This window comes from Ramlibacter sp. PS3R-8, assembly GCF_037572435.1.
Lineage (GTDB): Bacteria > Pseudomonadota > Gammaproteobacteria > Burkholderiales > Burkholderiaceae_C > Ramlibacter.
Genome location: NZ_JBBHGT010000001.1, coordinates 1,452,861 through 1,478,852, shown reverse-complemented (window position 1 = coordinate 1,478,852; position 25,992 = coordinate 1,452,861). Strand labels below are relative to the sequence as shown.

Here is a 25,992-nt window from a genome sequence, read left to right as displayed (position 1 = left end):
GAGAAAAGCGATGCTGATCGACTTCTTCTATACCCTGCGCAGCGCCAAGCTGCCCGTGTCCGTCAAGGAGTACCTGACGCTGGTGGAGGCGCTGCAAAAGGGTGTGGTCGGCCCGCACAGCGAAGATGCCTGGAGCGTCGACGATTTCTATTACCTCGCGCGCACCGCGCTGGTGAAGGACGAGAAGCACTACGACAAGTTCGACCGCGCCTTCGCGGCCTACTTCAAGGGCGTGGAGCTGGTGGCGGACTTCACCAAGGACATCCCGCTGGAGTGGCTGCGCAAGAACCTCGAGCTCGATCTTTCGCCGGAAGAGAAAGCCAAGATCGAGGCGATGGGCTGGGACGAGCTGATGGAAACGCTGAAGAAGCGTTTCGAGGAGCAGAAGGACCGGCACGAGGGCGGCAGCAAGATGATCGGCACCGGCGGCACCTCGCCGTTCGGCGCCTATGGCTTCAACCCGCAGGGCATCCGCATCGGCCAGGACAAGGGCCGCAACAAGAGCGCGGTGAAGGTGTGGGACCAGCGCGCCTACAAGGACTACGACGACACCCAGGAGCTGGGCACGCGCAACATCAAGATAGCGCTGCGGAGGCTGCGCAAGTTCGCGCGCGAAGGCGCGGCGGAAGAGCTGGACCTGGACGACACCATCAAGTCCACCGCGGCCAATGCCGGCTGGCTGGACATCAAGATGGTTCCCGAGCGCCACAACAACGTGAAGGTGCTGCTGCTGATGGACGTGGGCGGCACGATGGACGAACACATCCACCGCGTCGAGGAGATGTTCTCGGCTGCCAAGGCGGAGTTCAAACACCTGGAGTTCTACTACTTCCACAATTGCGTGTACGACTTCATGTGGAAGAACAACCGGCGGCGCTTCAGCGAGAAGTTTCCGACCTGGGACATCATCCGCAAGTACAACAAGGACTACAAGCTGATCTTCGTGGGCGACGCGACCATGAGCCCGTACGAGATCCTCCAGCCGGGCGGCAGCGTCGAATACAACAACGAGGAAGCGGGCGCCGAATGGATGCAGCGCCTGACCAACGCATTCCCCAAGTTCGTCTGGATCAATCCCGAGCCGCAGGGCGTCTGGCAGTATCGCCAGAGCATCAGCGTGATGCAGCAGCTGGTGAACCACCGGATGTACCCGCTGACGATCAAGGGGCTCGAAGAGGCGATGCGGCTGCTGGTGAAGTAAGCAGCGGTCGCCGGTATGACTCGCTGCCGTTATGGTGCTGGATCCGGGCTCCCCTCAGCGAAACGTCTTTGCTCTCTCCAGCACACGGCTCGTGACCTTGTCCCAGATAGGCTGCGGAAATCCAGCCGGCAAACGCTTGGACAACCGCTCAACTGCGTCAGGCACGCTTGCTGCCAAGGCAAACATCTGCCCAGCTAAATCCTTAATGCCCGCCTGGTTGGCCGCGACGATCCAGTCCTCCACCCCAATGTCATCCAGTTTGCGGAGGGTCCTTCGCGCCCGCAATGGGATCGCCAGCTTCATGACCTTCTGCTTCATCTGGTTTGGCCCATCGCCGGCGATGGGCCATAGAGAAATTACGTCATACAAGGGTGTCATTGCATAAACGTCACCCGATTTCAAGAAAATCGAAAAGTTTTTCCCGTGTGCATCTGTGTTGCCGAGAATCCAAAAGCACATTTGTGCAAGCAAGAATGTTGCGACGTCCTTTGATGCTTCCGCACTGGCGCTCAACACCTGCATGACCGACTGCATCGTTGGCCCGGTAGTGCGCCCTTTACCATCGGTGTGTTCGTACTTTTGAGTTGGCGGCAGCCCCAAGGCCTGGCAGAGGTCCTCTTGAGGAAGTCTGATGATCCAGTCCGTTCCGGCTTTCGTCTTTGACCACTCCCTATCGAACCGTTCGACGGCAAGAACGGTTTTTGAACCGAAGGTTAGGATTTCCGAGTTTGCAGCGGGCAAGCCCAGCTCCTGCAGCAAGTTCAGGCATAACCATTCGTTCTGGACTGAATGCGTCATGTCCGCCTGCTGGTTGGCGACCAACCCCAACGGCAACTTCATGATGTGGGTTGTTGGGGTGGCTCCCTGCGGCCTGCACCATTGATCGCCTATCTTCAGCAGTGCGGTTTTCTCCTGCGCTCCTGCGATGGAGATACGCCAACTGTCTTCGTCCAAATCGCCAGCGCCGGCGAGCTGAGGCATGGTAGCCAGGATGAGGTGTCGTTCGACCTGTGTGTCATCAAGCGCCTCATACTCCACTCGATCGAAGCCCTCGGGCGGTCGTTCCGGGGGCATCAGTTGAATTGCACCCACGCAATCACGACCGATTGCGGTGAGCAGATCGATCGCTCCGATACTGGCGGCCTTGAATCTGCCGCGAACCCGTTCACGGATCCTATCGTCGTCGGGCAGCAAATTCTCAAAATAGCTGCTGACTTTGTCTCCTTTAATCGTCCGATCCGCGGTGAAAGGTAGCGATAGAGACAATGGGCGTCGGCGCGGTGATTCGATCCACGCCTGCTCGTACTCGAGGGTATGCACGCCTCGTGTCACGGTCCAAGTGGCGACGCGCTCGCCATTCATCCATACCCACAGAATGCTCACCAAGACCCCTTGTTCTTGGGAAGCTTCATGGTGAAGCTTGTGACTTTGTTAGGCGGTGGCTTGACGGAGGGTGCTGTCTTCAGGGAACTGTTGCGCCTCACTCCCTCAGTAGCGCGCGTTGGTTCACGCGGTTGCCTGAGTGTTTCACCGGATCTCCCGTTTTCGATATGACGATGCGCTTTGTCAGAGACGGGAGAGAATCTCTTGGTTTTGGACACGCCTGCCTCCTCCTTGAGAGGTCGCGCACGGATCAGCATGTCTGCTCCCAGGGCATTCAGCAGCCGCAGGAGTTGGTCAAGAGTTAGCGAACCTGGCCGCGCTTCCATGACCGCTACTCGCGCCTGACTCAAACCTAACAGCTGGCCGAGTTCAGCTTGCGTCAAACCTCTCAGCTTGCGCAGAGATTTCAGTTGGTCCACCAGTTGAGTGCCTAAGAGTACCCTGAGGTCGGGCGTCAATTTATCGCTCATATGTTATAGTCCGCAAATATAACGCATCTATTTTTTTACGCAAGCAATTTTGGCGGCTTATGTATAGTCTAAGTGTTATTTATTCTGATCATAATGTATGCATTGTATTTGTAGCGGAGGAGGACCGGGGCGAGACGGATCAATCCCGAGCCGCAAGGCGTCTGGCAGTACCGCCAGAGCATCATCAAGGGGCTCGAAGAGGCGATGCGGCTGCTGGTGAAGTAAAGGCGCGCGCTCCTACCGCCCTTGCCTCGGCCGGCCGACAGCCGCGCCAGCCGCCAAGCGCATCATTGGGACCCTTCCGGGAGACACCCATGAAAAGAATCCAGACCATCCTCGCCGTCCTGTTGCTGGGCCTGACGAGCCTGGGCGCGCAAGCGCAGCGCGCCGACGACCTTGCCGTGGACGGGCGGACATCGGCGCAGGAGCAACGCCAGCAGCGCGGCGCCCGCGCCGGCGGCCCGACCCTGCGCGATGTCAACCAGGCCGCGCGCGGCGGCGACATCGCCAAGGCCCGCACGATGATCGACGAGATCGTGCAGCGGCAGCCCGACAATGCGCGCGCCCACTTCGTGAAGGCCCAGCTTGCCGCCCGCGACCGGGACGTCGCGACCGCGCGCACCGAACTGCAGACCGCGGAGAGGCTGGCCCCCGGGCTGCCGTTCGCGCGCGAGGAAGCCGTGACCAAGCTGCGTACGCGCATGGAGCGGATGGAAGCGCGCGAGGCGCGGGGTGGCCAGCAGCGGGCCGGGCGCAATGCGCGTGACCGCAACACCACGCGGCCGGGCGAAGCACCAACGCAAGGTCCGGCTTCCACCGCCAACGATGCTACGGCCAACACGACCACTGCCGGCAACACGAGTCCCCCGCCGGTAGAGACCCGGCCGGCCGGCGAAGACACCCGCAACATGGGCGCACCGGCGCCGGCGGGCACGGCCGACAAGGGGAGCAACTCGCTGGTCATGGGCGCGCTGATCGGCGGCGGGATCGTCGCGGTGCTGGCAGTCCTGCTGTTCCGCCGTCGACGCACGACCGCCTAGTCATCGGCGACGTTTCGCGTTGTAAGAAGCGCGAGTGCGTGCAAACGGCAGAGCCTGCATGGCGGGCGGTGCCCTTCCAATGCGACGCTGGGCGCCGGGTGGGTGTCCGCATCCATCGAGGAGCCGCTGATGACCGTGACGGTGAACTACACCTTCGGTGTGCAGGAGGGCCTGTCCCCGCCCTTCCTCTCGGAGCATGCCGATGCGGCGTCCATTGCGAACGGTGGCATCGCCGTCGTCGGCGACCGCACCGCAACCAACAGCTCGATGTCCCTGTTCCAGGCCGATGGGGACCCCTCCGCCTCGGGCATCGCCATCGCAGGCACGCAGTCCGCCGTGGCGGAACTGAGCAACGGCCGCATGGTGGTGGCCTCGGACCGGGGCCAGCAGGTCTACTACACGATCACGCGTAGCGACGGCGCGGTGAGCGTGCCGTCCACCGCCTCGGACGCGGCTTTCGAGGACGTCTCGAACGTCGACGTCGCGGGCCTTGCGGGCGGCGGCTTCGTGGTGGTGTCCCAGGCCCTCATCGGCGGCACCGACAACGACATCCGCATGACCGTCCGCACGAACACCGGCAGCCTGGTGACGTTCGCCACCCTCGACGTGTCGACGGAGAACGACCAGAACCCCAGTGTCGCCGCGCTGGCCGACGGCGGCTTCGCCGTCGCCTGGCACCGGCGCCTGTCCGGCGGCGGCGAGGAACTCTGGTATGCCGTGTACGAGTCCAACGGCGACGCGCGCTTGGTGCCGACGCGGCTGGACAACGAAGGCAACGTCAACCGCAACGCCACCGTGGCGGCCATGGACGGCGGGGGCTTTGCCATCGCCTACGAGGACACCGGCTGGAGCGGCAATACCGACATCGACATCACGCTCGCCCGCTTCACGGCCGCGGGAAGCCTGATCGACTGGAGCGACATCTCCCAGAACAACGTCAACGACACCGACCCGTCGATGACGGTGCTGTCCAACGGGATGATCGCGGTAGGGGCCACGCTGGACAACGGGGCCACGCCCACCAACGTGCGCTGGACGCTGGTCGACCCGGACACCGGCACGAAGCTGGGCACATCCGGCGCCGGGTCGTCCGGAAACTACGAACGCTCCACGTCGGTCGCAGCCATGCTCGACGGGCGCATGGCTGCCTTCTTCACCGACAACGACGCCGGCGACGTCGAGGGCGAGATCCTGCAGGCGAAGCGGATTTCCGTCGGGGACGCGTCCGACGACGTGATCATCGGCGACGACCTTTTCGATGACATGCAGGGCGCGGGCGGCGCGGACACCCTCATCGGCGGCCTCAACGGCGACTACCTCAAGGGCGGTGGCGGCGGCGACACCTTCGAGTTCCATGCCCGCGACATCGTGGGCGATACGGTGGCCGGCGGGGCCGGCAGCGACCGGCTGTTCTTCACCGCCAATGGCAACGCGTCCGGCGCGGTGCTGACCTCCATCGAGGAGATCGAGTTCTTCAGCCCCACGTCCGCCCCCCTCACCGTGACGATCGGCGCCTCGCAGGTCGGCGCGGGCCTGGACGCGGGCCTGATCGTCGATGGCGACCTGGCCGGCTCCGCCACCACGCTGCGCATCGTCATGGGCAGCGACACCGACGTGAGCCTGGCCGGCTTCACCTTCCAGGACTTCGACACCGGTGGCAGCGAGAACGACCGGATCGTCATCGTCGGCGACGCCGATGCCGAGGACATCGCCGGCTCGTCCCTGCGTGACGATATCGCCGGCGGTGGCGGCAGCGACCGCGTCAATGGCCGCGGCGGGAACGACATGCTGGGCGGCGGCGGCGGCGACGACGTGCTGGCCGGCGGTACCGGCACCGATACGCTGGCCGGCGGCACGGGTGCCGATCGCTTCGACTTCAATGCTTCCTCGGACAGCTTGGCGGGTCCGGGCAGGGACGTCATCAGCGATTTCGTGGGCAACGGCAGCCTCGCCGGTGATCGGGTCGACCTCTCCACGCTCGACGCCAACGTGCTGGCCGCGGGCAACCAGTCGTTCACTTTCATTGGCAACGCCGCCTTCAGCGGCGCGGGCCAGGCGCGCTATGCGGGCGGCGTGCTGTCGCTGAACATGGATGGCGACGTGGCCGCCGAGATGCAGGTGGCACTGACGGGCGCGCCGGCGCTGGTCGCGGACGACCTGGTGCTCTGAAACGCGCGGACCCGGCGCAAGTGCGCCAATCTGTAAGCCGTGTGTGCGAATGAAAAGAGCCGGGGGTCGCAGCCTGGCTCTGCTGTTCAATGGCGCTCCACCCTTCGCTGGAGAGTCCCTTGGCAGCTCTTTCCGTCACCTACTCGTTCGCCTTCGAGGCGGACCTCAACCCGATTGGAACCGGAAACGCCGACGCTGCCAGCCTGGACGGCGGAGGCGTCGCCGTGGTTGGCGATGACGGCGCGCACATCTACGAGGCCTTCTTCTCGGCCGACGGGGAGGAGACAGGCGACGGATCGTTCCTCGGCAGCACGGGTGGCTCGGCATCGCAACTGAGCAACGGCAACGTGGTCATCGGCGGGTCGTTCAACGGGATTGACGGCGGCCAGGCGTCTTTCGATATCGTCAGCGCGACCGGCGAGTCCGTCCTCGGCGTGACGCCCATCGATGCCATGTTCAGCTCGGTCTCCGGTGTCGACGTCACGGCCCTGGCCGAGGGCGGCTTCGTGCTCGCGATGCAGGTATCGGTGGGCGGCAACAACAACGTCCGCGTCAACATCCGCGACAACGATGGCGGACCGGTCATGAGTTTCGCCGTCGACTCCAGCGTCGCCAACGACCAGGCCCCCAGCGTCGCGGCCCTGGCCGATGGCGGCTTCGCGATCGCCTGGCACCGCATCGACGGCCTCGCCAGCGAGGTGTGGTACGCCGTCTACGAGGCCAACGGCACGGAACGCAAGCTGCCGACCCTGCTGGACGACGTCGGCGGCAACCTGAACCCCAGCGTCGTGGCCCTGCAGGACGGCGGCTTCGCCATCGCTTACGAGGACACCGGGTGGAGCGACACGGGCGACACCGACATCACCCTCGCGCTTTTCGACGCCGCCGGCACGCGCGGCGGCTGGACCGACATCTCCCAGAACGACTTCAACGACACCGCGCCTTCCACGACCCTGCTCTCCAACGGGATGATCTTCGTCGGAAATACCAACGCGGAGTTCGGTTTCGACCCGAGGTGGACCTTGGTCGACCCGGCCAACGGCGAGCGCCTGGCCACGGGCGACAATGGCTACACCTTCGTCTCCGACACCCAGACGAGCGTGGCCGGGATGCTGGACGGCCAGGTGGCCACGTTCTTCACGAAGGGACCGACGACGCCCGACATCATCGGGCAGGTGCTCCAGGTCCGGCGTCACACGAGCGGCGACACCTTTGCGGACGACTTCATCGTCGGTGACGGGCTCGTCGACTACGTCACCGGCGGCGGCGGCAACGACACCATCCGCGGCGGCGGCAACGCGGACTATCTGGAAGGATCGGCGGGCAACGACACTTTCGTTTTTCTCGCGGGTGAGATGGCGGGCGATACCATCAAGGGAGACGAGGATTTCGACCGCATCCTGCTCGCGGGCAGCGCCAACCTCGGCGCTGCAACCATCGAAAGCATCGAGGAAATCGAGTTCGAATCCCCGTCCCCTTACGCGGCGATCGCCACCATTCATGCCGCTCAAGTCGGCGCCGGTCTCGCGGCCAACCTGGTCATCGACGGGACGGAGCCGTTCGTGGACCCGATGGACCCCGATGCGGTGGACCCCGGAGACACTCTCCGCGTGACGATGGGAGACGCGGCCGCCGTCGACCTTTCCGGTTTCGTCTTCTTCGACTTCCACACCTCCGGCGCCGGGCTCGACCGGGTCCAGATCCTGGGAGACGACGATAACGAAACCATCACAGGCTCGGCACAGGCCGACACGGTGCTGGCGGCCGGCGGACGCGACGTGTTGAAGGGCGGCGGCGGCATCGACACGCTGCGCGGTGGACTGGGGAACGACACCTATGTGGTGAACGCGGCCGGCGAGGCGCGGGAAGCCGCGGGCGAAGGAGTGGACATGGTACGGTCCCTCATCGCCTACACGCTGGGCGCGAACATCGAGAACCTGCAGTTGCTGGGGACGGGCGACGTCGCCGGAACAGGCAACGTCCAGAGGAACAAGCTCACCGGCAACAGCGGCGCCAACGCACTCGATGGCGGCCTGGAGAACGACTGGCTGAAGGGGGGTGCGGGTTCGGACACGCTCATCGGAGGGGACGGCCGCGACCGCTTCGACTACGACAGCACCGCCGACAGCGCCCCGCGCCTGTCCGACGTCATCTCCGACTTCGCCGGCAACGGCAACCGCGCTGGCGACCTCATCGACCTGTCCACCATCGACGCCAACGCGCTGGTCGCCGGCAACCAGGTCTTCGTCTTCATTGGCAGTGCAACGTTCACCGGGGCGGGCCAGGTGCGCTACGTCAACGGGGTGCTGGTGGCCAGCACCGATGGCGACGTGCAGGCCGAACTGCGTATCGAGTTGACCGGCAGCCCGCCGCTGGTGGCGGCCGACCTGGTGCTCTGAGCACGCGCCGCTGGCGCCCCCGGCAGGAATCGAACCTGCATCTAGCGCTTAGGAGGCGCTCGTTCTATCCATTGAACTACGGCGGCGAGGGCGCCATTATGGCGTGCGCCGGCGTGCTGGTTTGCCCGCTTGGTGCGGAACCTGCTTTCCCCCAGAATCGCCCTCTCTTGGGGCAACAGCGGAGGCAGGTGGCATGACGTGGTCGATTCTGGCGCGCGATGAAGCAGGACGCTTCGGCGTCGCCATCGCCAGCCGCTTCTTCGCCGTCGGCGCCTTGTGCGTGCATACCCGCCGGGGCGTGGGCGCACTGTCGACGCAAGCCCTGATGAACCCGCTGTACGGGCCGAAAGGCATGGCGCTGCTGGCGGAAGGCCATTCGCCGCAGCAGGTGGTCCATCTGCTGACCTCCGTGGACGCCGGCCGGGACCAGCGCCAGCTGCATGTGCTGCCGGCGCACGGCCGCGCTGCCGCGTGGACGGGCACCGCGTGCATCGATTGGTGCGGCCACCGCACCGAAGAGGACTTCAGCGTCGCCGGCAACATGCTGGCCGGCCCCGCTGTGCTGCAGGCCACCGCGGATGCGTACGAGAAAGCCAGAGGCCTCGACCTGGCCGAAAGGCTGCTCGCGGCGATGGCCGCCGGCGAGGCCGCGGGCGGCGACAAGCGCGGCAAGCAGTCGGCCGCGCTGCGCATCCACGCCGACGAGGACCACCCGCAGCTCGACATTCGCGTGGACGACCACGAGGAGCCGATGCGCGAGCTGGAGCGCCTGTACCGCAAGAGCCTGGAGCGCTTCCAGCCCTTCATGGCCTGCCTGGCCAGCCGCAACGACCCGGTGGGCCTGACGGATCGCGACGCGATCGAGGCGCACATCGCGCGCTTCCACCAGCAACGCGGGGGCGCCCACTGATGGCCGTGCTGGAAGTGCGCGGACTGCGCACGGAGTTCGCCACCGATGACGGCAGCTTTCCGGCGGTCGACGGCGTCAGCTTCTCGGTCGAGGCCGGCAAGACGCTGGCCATCGTCGGCGAGTCCGGCTGCGGCAAGAGCGTGACGGCCCTGTCCATCATGGGGCTGGTGCCCGACCCGCCCGGGCGCGTGACGGCCGGCTCCATCCGCTTCGAAGGCCGCGAGCTGGTGGGCGCCCCGACGCGCGAGCTGCTGGACTTGCGCGGCAATGGCATGGCGATGATCTTCCAGGAGCCGATGACGTCGCTGAATCCGGCCTTCACCATCGGCGACCAGATCGTCGAGGGGCTGCAGCGCCATCGCAAGCTGTCGCGCGCCGATGCCGAGGCGCGCGCCCTGCAGGTGCTGCGCCAGGTGCGCATTCCCGCGCCCGAGCAGCGCTTCCACGACTACCCGCACAAGCTGTCGGGCGGCATGCGCCAGCGCGCGATGATCGCCATGGCGCTGGCCTGCGAGCCGCGGCTGCTGATCGCCGACGAGCCCACCACCGCGCTGGACGTCACCATCCAGGCGCAGATCCTGGAGCTGATGCGCACGCTGCGGCAGGAAACCGGCACCGCGGTGATCCTGATCACGCACGACCTCGGCGTGGTCGCCGAAGTCGCGGACGAAGTGGCGGTGATGTATTCCGGCCGCATCGTCGAGAGGGCCAGCGTGCGCGCCATCTTCGACGAGCCGCAGCATCCCTATACCGTCGGCCTGCTCGGCTCGATCCCGCGGCTGGATGTGGTGCGCGCCCGCCTCGCCTCGATCGAAGGCCAGGTGCCCAACCCCCTGCGCCGTCCCGCCGGCTGCAACTTCGCCGATCGCTGCCCGTTCGCGATCGCGCGCTGCAGTGCCGAGTCACCGCCGCTGGCCGAAGTGGGAAGCGGCCATCTGTCCGCCTGCTGGCGCGCGCCGCTCGACCCGGACGTGCTGGTGCCGCACCTGCCGGAGGCCGTGGCCGCATGATCGAAACCGAACCCCTGGTCGCGGCCGCTGGCCTGGTCAAGCACTTCCCGGTGCGCCGAGGCCTGTTCGGCCGCGTGAGCGGGCTGGTGCGCGCCGTCGACGGCGTGGACGTGCGCATCGCTGCCGGCGAAACGCTGGGCGTGGTCGGCGAGTCGGGCTGCGGCAAGTCGACGCTGGGGCGCATGGTGCTGCGGCTGATCGAGCCCACCGCCGGCAGCATCGTCTTCGACGGGCAGGACATCGGCACGCTCGGCGCCGGCGCATTGCGGGCCCAGCGGCGCGCCATGCAGATCATCTTCCAGGATCCGTATTCGTCGCTCAACCCGCGCATGACCGTGGGGCAGACGCTGGCGGAGCCGCTGCGGCTGCACGGCCTGCACCGCGGACGCGAAGGCGAACGCGTGACGGAGCTGCTGCACACGGTCGGCCTGGCGCCGGAACATGCGCTGCGCTACCCGCACGAATTCTCCGGCGGCCAGCGCCAGCGCATCGGCATCGCGCGCGCGCTGGCGGTGGAGCCGAAGCTGATCGTCTGCGACGAAGCCGTCTCCGCGCTGGACGTCTCGGTGCAGGCGCAGGTGGTGAACCTGCTGCAGGACCTGCAACGCCGCTTCGGCCTGGCCTACATCTTCATCGCGCACGACCTCGCGGTGGTCAAGCACATCGCCACGCGCGTGGCCGTCATGTACCTGGGTCGCATCGTCGAGACCGCGGACAAGGAGGCGCTGTTCGCCAATCCCCGCCATCCGTACACACAGGCCCTGCTGGCGGCCATCCCTCGGCCAGAGCCCTCGGCACGGCGCGAAAGGCCCGTGCTCGGCGGCGACGTGCCCAGCCCGCTGAATCCGCCGCCGGGTTGCCACTTCCACACCCGCTGCCCGCACGCGCAGCCGGTCTGCTCGCAAACAGCGCCGCTGCTCGAAGGGACGGGCGACGGCCACTTCGCCGCCTGCCACTTCTGGCGCGAGATCCAGTCCCATGCCGCCACGGAGCAGCCGATCGCTTTTGCGCCGGCGCGCCGCAGGCTGGAGCGGCTGCAGTCCGCCTTCGTCGCCTCCGATCCCGTGCCCACGCCCTGATTCATCACTTCCAGGAGAGCCCCATGCCTTCCCTCACCCGTACCATCCTGCGGCCGCTGCTCGCGCTGGCCTTGAGCGCTGCGACGCTCGCAGCCTCGGCGCAAACGCTGCGCATCGGCCTGGCCGAAGATCCGGACGCGCTCGACCCGACGCTGGCGCGCACCTTCGTCGGCCGGCTGGTGTTCGCCGGCCTGTGCGACAAGCTGTTCGACATCGACGAAAAGCTGGCCATCGTGCCGCAGCTCGCCACCGGCTACCAGTGGTCGGCCGACAGCAAGGCGCTGACGATCAAGCTGCGCACCGACGTGACCTTCCACGACGGCGAGAAGTTCGATGCCGCCGCGGTGAAGTTCAACATCGAACGGCACAAGAACATGGCCGGCTCCAACCGGCGCGGCGAGCTCGCTCCGGTGACCAGCGTGGACGTGGTGGATGCGTCCACCGTGCGGCTGAACCTCGCCGCCCCCTTCTCGCCCCTGCTGGCGCAATTGACGGACCGCGCCGGGATGATGGTTTCGCCCAAGGCGGCGCAGGCCGCCGGCGAACGCTTCGGCGCCGCACCGGTGTGCTCCGGCCCGTTCCGCTTCGTCGAGCGCGTGGCGCAGGACCGCATCGTGCTGGAGCGCTATGCGAACTACTGGAACAAGGCCGCCGTCCATTTCGACCGCGTGGTGTACACGCCGATCCCGGACGCCACCGTGCGGCTGGCGAACCTGCGCTCCGGACAGCTCGACTTCATCGAGCGGGCCGCGCCGAGCGACATGGAAAAGATCATCAACGAGAAGAAGCTGAAGACCTCGCGCATCACCGAGATCGGCTACCAGGGCATCACCATCAACATCGGCAAGAGCGACAAGGCCAAGGCCAACCCGCTCGGGCGCGATGCCCGCGTGCGCGAGGCCTTCGAGCTGTCGCTCGACCGGCAGGGCCTGGTCCAGGTGGTCATGGACAACGAAGCCATCGTCGGCAACCAGTGGGTCGCCCCGAGCAACACCAACTTCGCCAGGAACGTGGCCATCCCCAAGCGCGACATCAACCGCGCCAAGGCACTGCTCAAGGAAGCAGGCGTCACCAACCCCAGCTTCACGCTGGTGACGCCCACCACCTCGGATGCGCAGCGCATCGCGCTGGTGGTGCAGGCGATGTCGCGCGAGGCCGGCTTCGACGTCAAGATCCAGGCGGCGGAATTCGCGACCTCGCTGAACATGGCGGACAAGGGCGACTTCGAGGCCTACGTGCTGGCGTGGAGCGGCCGCCCGGACCCGGACGGCAACCTGTACAGCTTCCACGCCTGCAAGCAGCCCCTGAACTATTCGGGCTACTGCGACGCCGAGACCGACGCACTGATCAAGCAGTCGCGCGAAACCCTGGACCCGGCACAGCGCAAGAAGTTGTTCGAGCAGGTCGCCGCGCGCGTGCTGAAGGAGCGCCCCATCGTCTACCTGTACCACCGCAAGTGGCTGTGGGTGTACTCGCCCAAGCTGACGGGCGTGCGCGAGATTCCCGACGGCCTGCTGCGGCTGACCGGCCTGAAGATGTCCTGAGCCGGGCGGCCGGATGTTCGACTTCCTCGTCAAGCGCATCGCCCAGCTGGTGCCCACGCTGGTGCTGGTGTCGATGCTGATCTTCGGGTTGCAGCAACTGCTGCCCGGGGACCCGGCCAAGATCCTGGCGGGCGAGGAACAGGACCCCACCGTCGTGGAGTACCTGCGCAAGAAGATGCACCTCGACGAGCCCCTGCCGGTGCGCTACGCCTACTGGATGGGCGGCGTGCTCAAGGGTGACCTCGGCGAGTCGATCCGCAACCAGCAGCCAGTGCTGGAGCTGATCGTGCAGAAGCTGCCGGTCACGCTGCAACTGGCGGCCATGGCGATGACCATCGCGCTGCTGATCGGCATCCCCGCGGGCATCGTGGCGGCGGTCGGCCGTGGCACGGCCTGGGACTGGTTCGCCAACGTGTTCTCGCTATGGGGGCTGTCCACGCCCAACTTCTGGCTGGGCATCCTGCTGATCCTGCTGTTCTCGGTGAACCTGGGATGGCTGCCCGCGTCGGGTTACGTGAGCCCGTTCGAGGATCTCGGCGCCAACCTGAAGTCGCTGATCATGCCCGCCTTCGTCCTGGGCAACGCCATCGCCGCCGTGCTGATGCGGCACACGCGCAGCGCCATGCTGCAGGTGCTGTCCGCCGACTACGTGCGCACCGCCCGCGCGAAAGGCCTCGATGAGCGCACCGTGGTGCTGAAGCACGCGCTGCGCAACGCGCTCACGCCGATCATCACCCTGGGCGCACTGGAGTTCGGCACCTTGCTGTCCGGCGCCGTGCTGACCGAGCAGGTCTTCACCATCCCCGGTTTCGGCAAGCTGATCGTCGATGCGGTGTTCAACCGGGACTATTCCGTGGTGCAGGGCGTGGTGCTGGTCACGGCGACCACGTACATGCTGCTGAACCTGCTGGCCGACGTCGCTTACTGCGCGGTCAATCCGCGACTGAGGCACTGATGGCGGCCGTTCTCCCGTCGCTGCCCGCAACCGCCACGATGCCCGCTCCCGCCGGCCCGTGGCGGCGCGCCGGCCGCCGCCTGCTGCGGCGCCGTGTCGCCATGCTCGGCCTGGTGGTGGTGGTCGGCTTCATCCTGATGGCGGTGTTCGCGCCATGGATCGCGCCGTACGACCCCATCGCGACGAGCTGGGGCGCGATCCGCAAGGCGCCGTCGGCGCAATACTGGTTCGGCACCGACGAGATCGGGCGCGACGTGCTGTCGCGCGTCATCTGGGGCACGCGCGCCTCGCTGCTGGCCGGCGTCGTGTCGGTCTCCATCTCGCTGCTGATCGGCGTGCCGATCGGGCTGGCCGCCGGCTTCCTGGGCGGCTGGGTGGACGCGATCATCTCGCGCATCACCGACGCGTTCCTGGCGTGCCCGTTCCTGATCCTGGCCATCGCGCTGGCCGCGTTCCTGGGCCCGAGCCTCACCAACGCGATGGTCGCCATCGGGGTCTCCGCGGCGCCGATCTTCGTGCGCCTCACGCGCGGCCAGGTGCTGAGCGTGAAGGTGGAAGATTACGTGGAAGCCGCGCGCGCCGTCGGCAACTCGCCGGTGCGCATCGCGCTGCGCCACATCCTGCCGAACATCACCGCGCCGCTGATGGTGCAGTCCACTCTCGCGATCGCCGCTGCCGTGATCGCCGAGGCCAGCCTGTCCTTCCTGGGGCTCGGCCAGCAGCCGCCGGCGCCGAGCTGGGGCAGCATGCTGAACACCGCCAAGAACTTCATCGACAACGCGCCCTGGATGGCCATCTGGCCGGGGGTGTCGATCTTCCTGCTGGTGCTGTCGTTCAACCTGCTGGGCGACGGGCTGCGGGACGCGCTGGATCCGCGGCAGCGGTGACTGGTCTGGGTGTCGGGGTGCGGCTTCGCGCGCAACCCGACCTACGAGGCAGGGATCCGCCGCACGCTATCGCGAACTCGAGGTTGTCCGTAGGTCGGGTTGCGCGCAGCGCACCCCGACATCGCGCAACCCCACCTACGCCTCCTGGAACGCCACTTCGCGGGTCTTCCTGATCGCCGGCAGCGCCACCACCAGCACCATCAACACCGTGGCCACCAGCAGCCCCGCCGACAGGGGCCGCGTCACGAGCGTCGAAAAATCGCCGCGCGACAGCAGCAAGGCCCGGCGCAGGTTCTCCTCCATCATCGGGCCGAGCACGAAACCCAGCAGCAGGGGGGCCGGCTCCATGCCGCAGCGCGCGAAGATATAGCCAGCCACGCCGAACAGCACCGTGATGAACACGTCGAAGGTGTTGTTGTTGATCGAGTAGACGCCGATGCAGCAGAACACCAGGATGGCCGGATACAGGAAGCGGTAGGGCACCTTGAGAAGCTTCACCCACAGGCCGATCAGCGGCAGGTTGAGGATGATCAGCATGGCGTTGCCCAGCCACATGCTGGCGATGAGCCCCCAGAACAGCTCGGGGTTGCTGGTCATCACCTGCGGCCCCGGCTGGATGTTGTGGATGGTCATGGCGCCCACCATCAGCGCCATCACCACGTTGGAGGGAATGCCCAGCGTCAGCAGCGGGACGAACGAGGTCTGGGCGCCGGCATTGTTGGCGGCTTCGGGGCCGGCCACGCCTTCGATGGCGCCACGGCCGAATTCCTCCGGCCGCTTCGAGATCTTCTTCTCGAGCGTGTAGGCCGCGAAGGACGAGAGCGTGGCGCCACCGCCGGGCAGCATGCCCAGCACCGTGCCGAGCGCCGTGCCACGCGCCGCGGCGGGCAGCATCCGGCGAAAGTCCTCCATCGTCGGGAACAGGCTGGTCACCTTGTTGGTGAAGGTCTCGCGATGTTCGCGCTGCTCCACGTTGACGATGATCTCCGCGAAGCCGAACAGTCCCATCGCCACGGCCACGAAGTTCACCCCGTCGGTGAGTTCGGGGATGCCGAACGAGTAGCGCGCCACGCCGGAATTGACGTCCGTGCCGACCAGGCCCAGGACCAGACCGAGCAGGATCATGCCGATGGCCTTGATCAGCGAGCCGGACGCCAGCACCACGGCGCCGACCAGGCCCAGCACCATCAGGGAGAAATATTCCGCGGGGCCGAACTTGAATGCCAGCTCGGACATCGGCACGGCGAAGGCGGCGAGCACGAGCGTCGCCACGCAGCCGGCGAGGAAGGAGCTCAGGCCCGCCGTGGCCAGCGCGGTGCCGGCCCGGCCGTTGCGCGCCATCTGGTAGCCATCGATGGCCGTGACCACGGACGAGGACTCGCCCGGCAAGTTGACCAGGATGGCAGTGGTGGACCCGCCGTACTGCGCACCGTAGTAGATGCCGGACAGCATGATCAGCGCGGCCACCGGTGGCAGCGTGTAGGTGATCGGCAGCAGCATCGCGATGGTGGTGGAGGGGCCGAGGCCCGGCAGCACACCGATCAGCGTGCCGAGCAGGCAGCCGAGAAAGCAATAGGCCAGGTTCTGCAGGCTCAGCGCAGTCTCGAAGCCGAGGGCCAGGTGGGAGATCAGTTCCATGTTCGTTTGCTCCTCAACCCAGGAAGGTGGGCCACAGCGGGATCTGCAGGCTGATGCCCTTGATGAAGGCGCCGACGCTGAAGGCGACCAGCACCGCGGCATTGACCAGAGTGCCGCGCCAGGAGAACTCGTGGCTGGCCCGGCTGGACACCAGGACCAGCACCACCAGCGACAACACCAGGCCGGCCCAGTTCAGCAGCAGGCCGAACAGCACGACCGCGCCGAGGATCCAGAGCATGGCGCCGAACTCGAGCCGCTTGACCTTGTCGACCGCGGCGTGCGCGCGCAGGCCGCCGGCGACGGTGGCCATGCCCACCGCCGCGAGCAGGACGCCCACCCAGAACGGGAACCAGCCGGGTCCCATGCGGGCGGCATCGCCGAGCTTGTAGTTGAGCGCGCCAAGGCTGAAGGCCGCGCCCGCGAGCACGTAGATCAGCCCGGCCGCGACATCCTTCTGGTTGCGGATCGCCAATTTCATCGCATCTTGTCTCCGTATCGGTATGCCGCTTTTATATCACGACATGACCTAAATACATCACGCCGTGACCTACTCAGCCGGGAGCCGGGCGGGTGTAGAGTCCGCCGGGACGCCCACATGCGGGCGGCGGGATCGGGAAAGATGGAATCGAGGAAATTGCGGCCCCTGGACAAGGCGGCCCTGGAGCGGCAGTCGGAGTTCCGCTACCAGCTGCGGCGCTTCCTGCGTTTCGGCGAGGAGGCTTCGCGCGCGGCCGGCGTCACCGCCGTGCAGCACCACCTGATGCTGCATACCCAGGCTTTTCCCGGGCGCGAGTGGGCCAGCTTCGGGGAGCTGGCCGAGCGCCTGCAGATCCAGCCGCACGGCGTGGTGGCTTTGGTGACGCGCTGCGAGGAGGCCGGCCTGGTGCGCCGCCAGGCCAACGCGGCCGACGGCCGCATGGTCGAAGTGCACCTGACGGCCAAGGGCCGGCGCTGCGTGGCGCAGGTCGCGGCCCAGCACCGCGCGCAACTCGGCGAGCTCGCGGCGGTGATCGAGGCGGCACGCGCGAGCGGCGGCTAGCGGCGTTCGCGCTCAGCCTTCCACCGCCTCGCAAAACGTCCGCTCCTCCCGCAGGATGAAGCGCTGCCGCTGCGCCAGCGCAAAATTGTCGCGCCCTTCGGGATCGGCGCGCAAGCGCGTGCGATAGGCCTCGTACGCCGCCAGGCTGTCGAAGCCGATCAGGCCCCACGCGATGTCGTTCGTGCCTTCGGACGGCAGGAAGTAGCCCAGCAGCCGGCCGCCGCAGCGTGGAATGATGCGGCCCCAGTTTTCCGCATACGCGCGGAAGGCGTCGCGCTGGAAGGGATCGATCTGGTAGCGGATGAAGCAGGTGATGGGCATGGCCGTCCCGGTGTGCAATGGAAGCAGCCATGGTGGGGCGTGGCAGGCCCCGGAAGGTTCGCTGCCGGACGAAGCGTCGCTGCCGCTGCTGGTGCACACTTGCCGCGATGAACTCCAACGCGCTCGCCCGCATCGCCTCGCTGGTCGGCGAGCCGGCGCGTGCGGCCATGCTGATGGCCTTGATGGACGGGCGTTCGCTGACGGCCCGCGAGCTCGCGGATGCCGCGCGCATCGCACCGCCCACGGCGAGCCGCCATCTCGGCCTGCTGGTGGAGGCCGGCCTGCTGCACGTCAGCCCGCAAGGCCGCCACCGCTACCACCGGCTGGCGTCGGCCGAAGTAGCCCGCGTGCTCGAAGGCATCCTGCAACTGGGCGTGGCCGCGGCGCCGCCGCTGCCTGTGGCCACCGGGCCGCGCGACGCCACGATGCGCTTTGCGCGCACCTGCTACGACCATCTCGCCGGCCGACTCGCGGTGGGCATCGTCGACCGGCTGGTGGAGCAACGCGCGCTCGTCATCGACGACGACACCGCGCAACTGACCTCGCGCGCGCAGGCCGCGTTGCAGGGCCTCGGCTTCGACGCGGGCACCGCGGCATCCACCGACCGGCGTCCTCCATGCCGCCCCTGCCTGGACTGGGGCGAGCGGCGCATGCACCTGGCCGGCCGCGTCGGCGTGCTCCTGTGCAAGCACTGCCTACAGCAGGGCTGGTTGTTGCAGCACCCGAAGTCCCGCGCCTTGACCTTGGCACCGTCGGGTGCGATTGCGTTTCGCAACTGGTTCGGTGTCGAGCGCTGGACCGCGTTGACGGATGCGCCGGCACGGTCTCGCTTCCCCCGAACCGGATAGGCCGGCGTCGCGGCTTCCCGTCCCGTTGCCGTGACGCTGCTGCCGCCACTGCGGGCGCTGCGACAGCAGCGGCCTGCGCGGAAAGAAGTTCGCTACCGGTGGTGCGCCAGGAAATGCGCCATGTCCGCCAGCTCGTCGTCCTTGAATCCGTACAGCGAGGCCGCCATGATCGTGTCGCGCCCCGGCCCCGGGTGGTCGCGAAACTGCTTGAGCGATTGCAGCAGGAACTCCTCGTGCTGGCCGGCCAGCCGCGGGATCTGCGCGCGACCGGAGAAGTCGGGCAGGTGGCAGCTGCCGCACAAGCCGCGTGCGGCCAGCGCCTGCCCGCGCTGGTAGACCTGTTGATTGGCCGGCCCCTTGGCGGTCGATACCGGCTTCTGCGCCGCGAAGAACCGAGACAGCTGCACGATCTCGGCATCCGTCACGCCTTCGAGCAAGCCCTTCATCGCCGGCACGTCGCGCAGCCCCTCGCGGATCAGCACCAGCTGGTTCTCGATGAAGACCTGCGGTTGCCCCGCGATCGAGGGCATGGCCGGGATCTGCGAGTTGCCTTGCGGACCGTGGCAGGCCATGCAGGCCGCCGCGCGCGGCGGCTCCTGCACCGCGGACGAGGCGGGGACTTGCGACTGCGACTGGGCCAGGTGACCGGCAAGCAGCAGGGCGGCGGCCAGGCCGCAGCCCCGCAGTGCCTTACGCGCCATAGGAGATGCGGTAGATGGCGCCCATCTGCTCGTCGGACACCAGCAGCGAACCATCGGGCATCTGCAGCATGTAGACCGGCCGGCCCCAGAACGTGTCCTTCGAAGCGTCGAGGAAGCCCGTGAGGAACGGCGTGACGCGTGCGTTGGCGCCATTGGCGTCGGTGCGCACCGCGACGACGTCGTAGCCGAACTTCTGCGTCCGGTTCCACGAGCCCTTGCGCGCCACCAGCAGCGTGTTGCGGTACTCGGCGGGGAACATGGTGCCGGTGTAGAAGTGCACGCCCATCGCCGCCGCGTGCGGGCCCATGGTGGTCACCGGCATGACGACGCCGTCACAGGCGCGCTCGCGGCGGATGTCGCGGTCGGGGATGCCGTTGGCATGGCAGTACGGGAAGCCGAAGTTCTGCCCTTCGCGGCTCATGCGATTGAGCTCGTCTTCCGGTGCGTTGTCGCCCATCCAGTCGCGGCCGTGGTCGCTGAACCAGAGCTCGCGCGTGACGGGGTGCCAGTCGAAGCCCTGCGTGTTGCGCACGCCGCGCGCCACCACCTGCATGTTGGAGCCGTCGGCGTCGTAGCGGCGAATCTGTGCGTAGGGCTCGCCGGGAATGCAGATATTGCACGGCGCACCGAAGGGAACGTACAGCTTGCCATCGGGACCGAAGCGGATGTACTTCCAGTTGTGGTGCTGTTCGGGCGGCAAGGCGAACTTCGCGGTCAGGTCCACCGGCTGGGCGGCGGCGTTGCGGTCGATGCCGTCATAGCGCAGCACCTTGTCGATCGCCGCGACATAGAGGGCGCCGTTGTGATACGCCACTGCGGGCTGGTTCAGCTTGTCGACGAGCACGCGGCTGGTGCGCTGGCCGCCACTGTCCGTGATCTCGTACACGCGGCCGATGCCGCGCGTGCCGACATAGATGCGGCCGCTTTCGGTCCGCGCCATGGCTCGCACTCCGGGCATCCCGCTGGCCCACAGTTCCACCTTGAAGCCGGGCGGCACCTTCAGCGCGCTCACCGGGATCTCCCCGGCGGGCACCGCGGTCAACCGGCCGGCGTGGGGCGCGAGCGTGGAGGTCGCCAGGTCCTGCGGCCGCCCCTGCTGCCAGGCCGGCGCGCTGGGCGGCAGCATCGCGGCTGTCGGGGACACCGTCGGCGGGGGCGGCGGGTTCTGCGCGCAGCCCGCGACGAACAGCAAGACGGCAACCGCGAACAGTGTTTTTTTCATGTCTCTCTCCTGGGTGGACAGGGCGGCATCCTAAGTGGCGCGAGCGCTGCCGGCGGGGCGGGTTTTCCCCCCACTTGCGCGCGACGCCCGGTCTCCGACAGCAGATGCGGCGTTCTCCTACAGACGCCAGCCGCGATGCGATGGAGGTGCTGCATCGCACCATTGCGGAACGTTACAAAGGTGACTGAGCCCTTGCAATGCGCGTCACGTAGATTTCACGGCTCCGTCCTAGGATGGCCCGAAGCAGCAACGAGAGACCGCTTCCGCACAACCAGGAAAGGCACGACATGACGTCCGCCGATTACCGTATCGAAAGCAGCCATCCCATCGCCGGCAGGTTCTGGCCGCAGGCCGGCTCCCTGCATTTCGCCGTGAGCGACCGCGCGCTCGCTGTCAGCCTGGCAGCCAAGAGCTTTTCGCGCGACAGCGAGATCCGCGTGGTGCACGTGCCCACCGGAGAGGTCGTCTTCCGCAAGCCCGCGCAGCAGGACGGGGAGCCCAGCGACGAGGCCTGAGCATCACCGGCGAAGCGTCTTCGAGCGCAAGGTGCGGCTGAGCAGGATCACCGGCACCAGGCCCACCAGCACCAGCGCGAGCGAGGGCAGCGCCGCCTCGCCCAGTCGCTCGTCGCGCGCCAGCTGGTAGGCCACCACGGCAAGCGTGTCGCTGTCGAAAGGCCGCAGCACCAGCGTGGCCGGCAGCTCCTTCATCACGTCCACGAACACCAGCAGCCCGGCGGCCGCGGCGGAGCGCTTGAGCAGCGGCCAGTGCACCCGCGCCAGCACCGCCGGCCCACGCGCTCCCAGCATGCGGGCGGTGTCGTCCAGGCTGGCGGGAATGCGCGCGTAGCCGCTCTGCACCGATTGCAGGGCGACCGACACGAAGCGCACCAGGTACGCCCACACGATGCCGAGGATGGTGGCCGTCATCCAGTAGCCCACGCCGCTGGACGGCCACTTCTGCTGCAGCCAGCCCACCGGCAGCAGCAAGCCGACCACCAGCACGGTGCCGGGCACCGCATAGCCCAGGCCGGCAAGCTGCGCGACGCCGCGCGTCACGCCGCCGGGCGAACGGCGCAAGCGATAGGCCAGCAGCACTGCCGTCGCCACGGCGAGCGCAGCGCTGATGGCGCCCAGGCGCAAGCTGTTCCACGACCACTGCAGGAAGCGGTCCCAAGGCAGCACCGACCAGTCGGCGGCCAGCGGACGCAGCATGAAGGCCACGGGCAGCACGAACCCCAGGAGCACCGGCAACCCGCACACGGCCCAGGCGATGGCCGCGCCCCCCGCGCGCAATGGCACCGGTTGCGCTTCGGCGCCGCCGCGCGCATTGCCGCCGGAAAAGCGCAGGCGCTTCTGGGCGCGCATCTCCAGCCCGAGCAGCAACCCCACGACCAGCAGCAGCAGGGTCGCCAGTTGCGCGGCCGCGATGCGGTTGTCCATCGCCAGCCAGGCCTTGTAGATCCCGGTGCTGAAGGTCTGGATGCCGAAGTAGCTGGCCACGCCGAAGTCCGCCAGCGTCTCCATCAAGGCGAGGGCCACGCCGGCGGTGATGGCCGGGCGGGCGAGCGGGAGGGCGACGCTGCGGATGCGGCGTGACAGCGGCGCGCCGAGCAGGCGCGCGGCCTCCATCAACTGCGCCGCGCGTTCGGCCAGCGCCGCGCGCACCAGCAGGTACACGTACGGGTACAGCGAAAACACGAAGACCGCGACCGCGCCGGACACGCTGCGCACTTCGGGCAACACGCGCCCCTGCAGCCCGAACTCGGCGCGCAGCCAGGACTGCAACGGGCCGCTGAACTGCAGGAAATCCGTGTACGCGTAGGCGACGACATAGGCCGGCATCGCCAACGGCAGCAACAGCGCCCATTCGAAGACCCGGCGGCCGCGGAAGTCGAACAAGGTGACCGCCGCAGCGCCGGCCGTGCCGACCAGCGCCGCCCCCGCACCCACCGCCAGGCACAGGACCAGGCTGGTCAAGGCGTAGTCGGGCAGCACCGTGGCAGCCATCTCGCCCAGGATCTGGCTGCTGGCCGCGTTCCACGAGAACCAGGACCCGAGCACGGCCAGCACCGGCAGCAGCAGCAGGCCGGCGATCAGCAGCAGGGGAAGGTCCTTCAACGGGCGCGGAGACATGGGCGGCCCGGAGGGCGATTGCGTTTCGTCAAGTGAATGAGAATTGTATGCATTTAGAATCAGCCGCATGCACCTCGAGCTTCGGCAGTTGCGTGTCCACTACCCGGGACGGCCGCGTCCCGCCGTGGATGGCGTGTCGCTGGGGATGAAGGCAGGAGACATCGGGGTGCTGATCGGCCCCTCGGGCTGCGGCAAGACGACCCTGCTGCGCGCCGTGGCCGGTCTCGAGCCGGCGCAGTCCGGCGAGATCCTGGTGTCCGGCCAGCGGGTGGAAGGCCCGGGTGTCCACGTGCCCCCGGAGCGCCGGCAAGTCGGCATGGTGTTCCAGGACTATGCCCTGTTCCCGCACCTCGACGTCGCGGGCAACGTGGGTTTCGGCCTCGGGCGCGCCGTGTCGGGCGCCGACCGCCGCGCACGCGTGGCCGAGGTGCTGGCGCTGGTGGGCCTGGGCGGCACCGAAAAGCGAATGCCGCACGAGCTTTCGGGCGGGCAGCAGCAGCGCGTCGCGCTGGCCCGCGCGCTGGCGCCACGCCCCCAGTTGCTGCTGCTCGACGAGCCCTTCTCCAACCTGGACGTCGACCTGCGCGAGCGGCTGGCGCACGAGATCCGCGGCATCCTGAAGGAGGCCAAGGCCACCGCGCTGTTCGTCACGCACGACCAGCTGGAGGCGTTTGCCATCGGCGACGTCATCGGCGTGATGCACGAAGGCGAATTGCACCAGTGGGACGACGCATACACGCTCTACCACCGGCCGGCGACGCGCTTCGTCGCCGATTTCATCGGCCACGGGGTGTTCGCGCCGGCGACGCTCAAGCGCGTGGGCACGCAGGTGGTGGTGCACACCGCGCTCGGTGCGCTGACCGACGGGGCGGAGTGCCCGCTGCCGGCGGCCTTCCGCTACGGCCAGTGCGAGGTGCTGCTGCGCGCCGACGACATCATCCATGACGACGACGCGCCGGTGAAGGCGGAGATCGTGCGCAAGTCGTTCCGCGGCTCGGAGTTCCTCTACACGCTGCGCCTGGCCACCGGCGAGACCGTGCTGGCCCACGTGCCGAGCCACCACGACCACAAGATCGGGGAGTGGATCGGCATCCGTGCGCAGGTGGACCACGTCGTCACCTTCCAGCGCGAAGGCGGGGCGGCGGCGCCGCCGATGGCGTCGTTCCCGGTGTAGCCGGCTTCAGAGGAGCAGGTCGGCGGCGACCAGGACGCTGCCACTGATCCGGATCGTGAATTCCGCGTTGGCGTCGGCATCGGTGCTGCCGGACAGCATCAGGCCCGTCGGAATGACGGTGAGACGCAACTGTCCCGTGGCGTCTGCGGAAAAAGCCGCCGAGCCGATGAAGGTGAACGACTGGTTGTTGACGGTGATGGCATCCGCATCGATCTCGGAAAGGTCCACGCGATCGACGCCGGACACGAAGTCCAGGATGCGGTCCGACTCGGGCAGCTGGAAAAAACGGAAAACGTCCGCCTGGGCGCCGCCGGACAGGGTGTCCCTGCCGATCCCGCCGTCCAGCGTGTCCCTTCCGCCCAGGCCTGACAACGTGTTGGCGCCGTCGTTGCCCTGCAGCAAGTTGGCAAGGGCATTGCCGGTGCCTGAAAGATCGCCGGGAGCCTCCGGGGTGACCGCGTTCAGCATGAGGTCCTCGAGGCCGGTCCCGAGCACGTAGCTGGTCGAGGAGAGCACCTGGTCACGGCCGCCGGCAACGTCGGCCACTTCGATGATCGTGTCGCCCGCGTTGTCCACGCAATACACGTCATCGCCCGCGCCGCCGCGGAAGGTGTCTGCCCCTTCCTTGCCATCCAGGAAATTGCCTGTCGCGTTGCCGGTCAGCACATTGGCCAGTTCGTTGCCGTTGCCGAAGAACGCATCGCCCACCAGCTTCAGGTTCTCGACGAAGGCGCCGAGCGTATAGCCTCTGTTGCTGATCACGAGGTCCGTGCCGCCGGCGGTGGCGGCCGACTCGACGACGACGTCTGCATCGCTGTCCACGCGGTAGGTGTCGCTGCCTTCCCCGCCGCGCATCGTGTCGGCGCCTTCCTTGCCATCGATGACGTTCGCGCCCCGGTTGCCCACCAGGTTGTTGGCGAGCGCGTTGCCCGTGATGTCGAAGTCGGCCGTGCCCGAAGGCGCGCGCTGCGTCACGGTGATGCCATTGCCTGCGAGGTCGGCGACAGCCAGCGCGGCCGCCACGCCCGCGGCCCAGTCTTCCGCCGCCGACAGGTTGTACGTGATGCCGCCCATGGACAGCGTGCCGTCCTTGTTCAACAGCGCGGCGATCGCGGCGCTGTCGGTGGCGCTGAGCGAGAGCACGATCCTGGTGGGCGACGTGATGTCGACGTTCGCGGTGTCGGTCAAGGTGTAGCTGCCATCCTGGCCGGTCAACGTCAGCTTGTTGGCGATCACGTCGTTGTCCGCGCCGGCCTTGTCCGCGAACCCGGTGCCCGTCAGGACCAGCCGGCCCGTGGCCGTGTCGTAGGTCACCGACGAGATGTGCGGGGTCCACATGTCGGCCACGGTGCCGCCGTCTATCGCTCCCAGGGCGTATGCGACCGTGTCGGCATCGGCGGTCACGCCGCTCAGGGCGTACTTGGCAAGCGCGACGCTGCCGTTCTTTTCGCCGTAGTACTGCGCAACGGCCACGCGGTTGTTCAGCAGTTGCTTCGATTCGATGGCGTCCGGATCCGAACCGCTGTAGTTGACGACGCTGGCGATCATCTCGGTGATGACGCTGCCCGGCGTGGCCCCGGCCGCGTTCAACTTGGCGGTCCAGAAAGAGAGGTGTTCGGCCGATGGGGGGTCACGCAGCACCTTGCGGTAGAAGGCGTCGACGATTTCCGTGTTGGTGAAGAACGAGGGGTAGATGCCTCGCGCAGCGTCGGTCGCGTACATCGTGTTCGCGATCTGCGTGAGCGACTGGCCCTGGTCGCGCAAGTTGGTCCAGAAGCCCAGGCCCTCGCCGTCCGCGGCCCGCCCGAACAGACCCACGTACAGCCGGCTCACCTCCGTGCGCATTTGAACGGTAATCGCCATGAAG

23 protein-coding genes and 1 tRNA gene are annotated in these 25,992 nt (G+C 67.5%); 14 read left to right on the top strand and 10 right to left on the bottom strand.

The window, feature by feature from the left end; genetic code table 11:
- Positions 1-10: 10 nt before the first annotated feature.
- On the top strand, positions 11-1,201 hold the full coding sequence (locus WG902_RS06965) for a vWA domain-containing protein (protein WP_340059220.1): 1,191 nt from the start codon (positions 11-13) through the stop codon (positions 1,199-1,201).
- A 54-nt stretch (positions 1,202-1,255) separates the two neighbouring features.
- Here WG902_RS06965 and WG902_RS06960 read toward each other — a convergent pair whose 3' ends face one another.
- Positions 1,256-2,584: a type II toxin-antitoxin system HipA family toxin gene (locus tag WG902_RS06960; RefSeq protein ID WP_340059219.1), complete on the bottom strand. Its 1,329-nt coding sequence runs from the start codon at positions 2,582-2,584 to the stop codon at positions 1,256-1,258.
- Positions 2,581-3,054, bottom strand: coding sequence for a helix-turn-helix domain-containing protein (locus WG902_RS06955; protein WP_340059218.1), 474 nt, complete (start codon positions 3,052-3,054; stop codon positions 2,581-2,583). The genes WG902_RS06960 and WG902_RS06955 overlap by 4 nt, the downstream gene beginning before the upstream one ends.
- A 314-nt stretch (positions 3,055-3,368) precedes the next feature.
- On the opposite strand from WG902_RS06955, the gene WG902_RS06950 reads away from it, so the two are divergent.
- The 3 genes from WG902_RS06950 to WG902_RS06940 all read left to right on the top strand — a co-directional run bounded on the left by WG902_RS06950 (position 3,369) and on the right by WG902_RS06940 (position 8,662).
- Positions 3,369-4,094, top strand: coding sequence for a tetratricopeptide repeat protein (locus tag WG902_RS06950; protein WP_340059217.1), 726 nt, complete (start codon positions 3,369-3,371; stop codon positions 4,092-4,094).
- A 102-nt stretch (positions 4,095-4,196) separates the two neighbouring features.
- Entirely contained in the window at positions 4,197-6,263 is a 2,067-nt protein-coding gene (locus WG902_RS06945; RefSeq protein ID WP_340059216.1) for a hypothetical protein, read from the top strand.
- Positions 6,264-6,382: 119 nt separating this feature from the next.
- Positions 6,383-8,662 (top strand): calcium-binding protein, encoded by a 2,280-nt coding sequence (locus WG902_RS06940; protein ID WP_340059215.1) that lies wholly within the window; start codon positions 6,383-6,385, stop codon positions 8,660-8,662.
- 11 nt (positions 8,663-8,673) lie between these two features.
- Here WG902_RS06940 and WG902_RS06935 read toward each other — a convergent pair.
- Positions 8,674-8,748 (bottom strand) — tRNA-Arg (locus tag WG902_RS06935).
- Between the two features lie 107 nt (positions 8,749-8,855).
- On the opposite strand from WG902_RS06935, the gene WG902_RS06930 reads away from it, so the two are divergent.
- From WG902_RS06930 to WG902_RS06905, 6 genes are read left to right on the top strand one after another with little or no spacing between them, the layout of a single operon-like run.
- Complete coding sequence (locus WG902_RS06930; RefSeq protein ID WP_340059214.1) at positions 8,856-9,572, top strand: DUF1028 domain-containing protein; 717 nt, start codon at positions 8,856-8,858, stop codon at positions 9,570-9,572.
- Complete coding sequence (locus WG902_RS06925; protein WP_340059213.1) at positions 9,572-10,582, top strand: ABC transporter ATP-binding protein; 1,011 nt, start codon at positions 9,572-9,574, stop codon at positions 10,580-10,582. The genes WG902_RS06930 and WG902_RS06925 overlap by 1 nt, the downstream gene beginning before the upstream one ends.
- On the top strand, positions 10,579-11,661 hold the full coding sequence (locus tag WG902_RS06920; RefSeq protein ID WP_340059212.1) for an ABC transporter ATP-binding protein: 1,083 nt from the start codon (positions 10,579-10,581) through the stop codon (positions 11,659-11,661). The genes WG902_RS06925 and WG902_RS06920 overlap by 4 nt, the downstream gene beginning before the upstream one ends.
- Positions 11,662-11,684: 23 nt before the next feature.
- Positions 11,685-13,205: an ABC transporter substrate-binding protein gene (locus WG902_RS06915; RefSeq protein WP_340059211.1), complete on the top strand. Its 1,521-nt coding sequence runs from the start codon at positions 11,685-11,687 to the stop codon at positions 13,203-13,205.
- Between the two features lie 13 nt (positions 13,206-13,218).
- On the top strand, positions 13,219-14,160 hold the full coding sequence (locus WG902_RS06910) for an ABC transporter permease (protein ID WP_340059210.1): 942 nt from the start codon (positions 13,219-13,221) through the stop codon (positions 14,158-14,160).
- Positions 14,160-15,047 (top strand): ABC transporter permease, encoded by an 888-nt coding sequence (locus WG902_RS06905; RefSeq protein ID WP_445263660.1) that lies wholly within the window; start codon positions 14,160-14,162, stop codon positions 15,045-15,047. The genes WG902_RS06910 and WG902_RS06905 overlap by 1 nt, the downstream gene beginning before the upstream one ends.
- Before the next feature lie 135 nt (positions 15,048-15,182).
- Here the strand turns inward: WG902_RS06905 and WG902_RS06900 are convergent, their stop codons facing one another.
- Positions 15,183-16,685, bottom strand: coding sequence for a tripartite tricarboxylate transporter permease (locus WG902_RS06900; protein WP_340059209.1), 1,503 nt, complete (start codon positions 16,683-16,685; stop codon positions 15,183-15,185).
- 13 nt (positions 16,686-16,698) lie between these two features.
- The gene (locus WG902_RS06895) at positions 16,699-17,157 is read right to left on the bottom strand and encodes a tripartite tricarboxylate transporter TctB family protein (RefSeq protein WP_340059455.1); all 459 of its coding nucleotides are present in this window, start codon (positions 17,155-17,157) and stop codon (positions 16,699-16,701) included.
- Positions 17,158-17,304: 147 nt separating this feature from the next.
- Between WG902_RS06895 and WG902_RS06890 the strand changes: the two genes are divergently transcribed.
- On the top strand, positions 17,305-17,724 hold the full coding sequence (locus tag WG902_RS06890; protein WP_340059208.1) for a MarR family winged helix-turn-helix transcriptional regulator: 420 nt from the start codon (positions 17,305-17,307) through the stop codon (positions 17,722-17,724).
- Between the two features lie 12 nt (positions 17,725-17,736).
- Here WG902_RS06890 and WG902_RS06885 read toward each other — a convergent pair whose 3' ends face one another.
- Positions 17,737-18,045 (bottom strand): NIPSNAP family protein, encoded by a 309-nt coding sequence (locus WG902_RS06885; RefSeq protein ID WP_340059207.1) that lies wholly within the window; start codon positions 18,043-18,045, stop codon positions 17,737-17,739.
- A 107-nt stretch (positions 18,046-18,152) separates the two neighbouring features.
- Here WG902_RS06885 and WG902_RS06880 point away from each other — a divergent pair, with 107 nt between their 5' ends.
- Complete coding sequence (locus WG902_RS06880) at positions 18,153-18,893, top strand: ArsR/SmtB family transcription factor (protein WP_340059206.1); 741 nt, start codon at positions 18,153-18,155, stop codon at positions 18,891-18,893.
- 92 nt (positions 18,894-18,985) lie between these two features.
- On the opposite strand, the gene WG902_RS06875 is transcribed toward WG902_RS06880, so the two are convergent.
- The gene (locus WG902_RS06875) at positions 18,986-19,594 is read right to left on the bottom strand and encodes a c-type cytochrome (RefSeq protein ID WP_340059205.1); all 609 of its coding nucleotides are present in this window, start codon (positions 19,592-19,594) and stop codon (positions 18,986-18,988) included.
- A complete protein-coding gene (locus tag WG902_RS06870) occupies positions 19,584-20,816 on the bottom strand; it encodes a PQQ-dependent sugar dehydrogenase (protein WP_340059204.1) in 1,233 nt (410 codons plus the stop codon). The genes WG902_RS06875 and WG902_RS06870 overlap by 11 nt, the downstream gene beginning before the upstream one ends.
- A 287-nt stretch (positions 20,817-21,103) precedes the next feature.
- On the opposite strand from WG902_RS06870, the gene WG902_RS06865 reads away from it, so the two are divergent.
- On the top strand, positions 21,104-21,331 hold the full coding sequence (locus WG902_RS06865; protein ID WP_340059203.1) for a hypothetical protein: 228 nt from the start codon (positions 21,104-21,106) through the stop codon (positions 21,329-21,331).
- A 3-nt stretch (positions 21,332-21,334) separates the two neighbouring features.
- Here the strand turns inward: WG902_RS06865 and WG902_RS06860 are convergent, their stop codons facing one another.
- A complete protein-coding gene (locus tag WG902_RS06860) occupies positions 21,335-22,951 on the bottom strand; it encodes an ABC transporter permease (protein ID WP_340059202.1) in 1,617 nt (538 codons plus the stop codon).
- Positions 22,952-23,018: 67 nt separating this feature from the next.
- On the opposite strand from WG902_RS06860, the gene WG902_RS06855 reads away from it, so the two are divergent.
- Positions 23,019-24,125, top strand: a complete 1,107-nt coding sequence (locus WG902_RS06855) for an ABC transporter ATP-binding protein (RefSeq protein ID WP_340059201.1) — start codon at positions 23,019-23,021, stop codon at positions 24,123-24,125.
- A gap of 6 nt (positions 24,126-24,131) precedes the next feature.
- Here the strand turns inward: WG902_RS06855 and WG902_RS06850 are convergent, their stop codons facing one another.
- Positions 24,132-25,988 carry a calcium-binding protein gene (locus WG902_RS06850; RefSeq protein WP_340059200.1) on the bottom strand — a complete coding sequence of 619 codons (1,857 nt, stop codon included), beginning with the start codon at positions 25,986-25,988 and terminating at the stop codon, positions 24,132-24,134.
- Between the last annotated feature and the right edge of the window lie 4 nt (positions 25,989-25,992).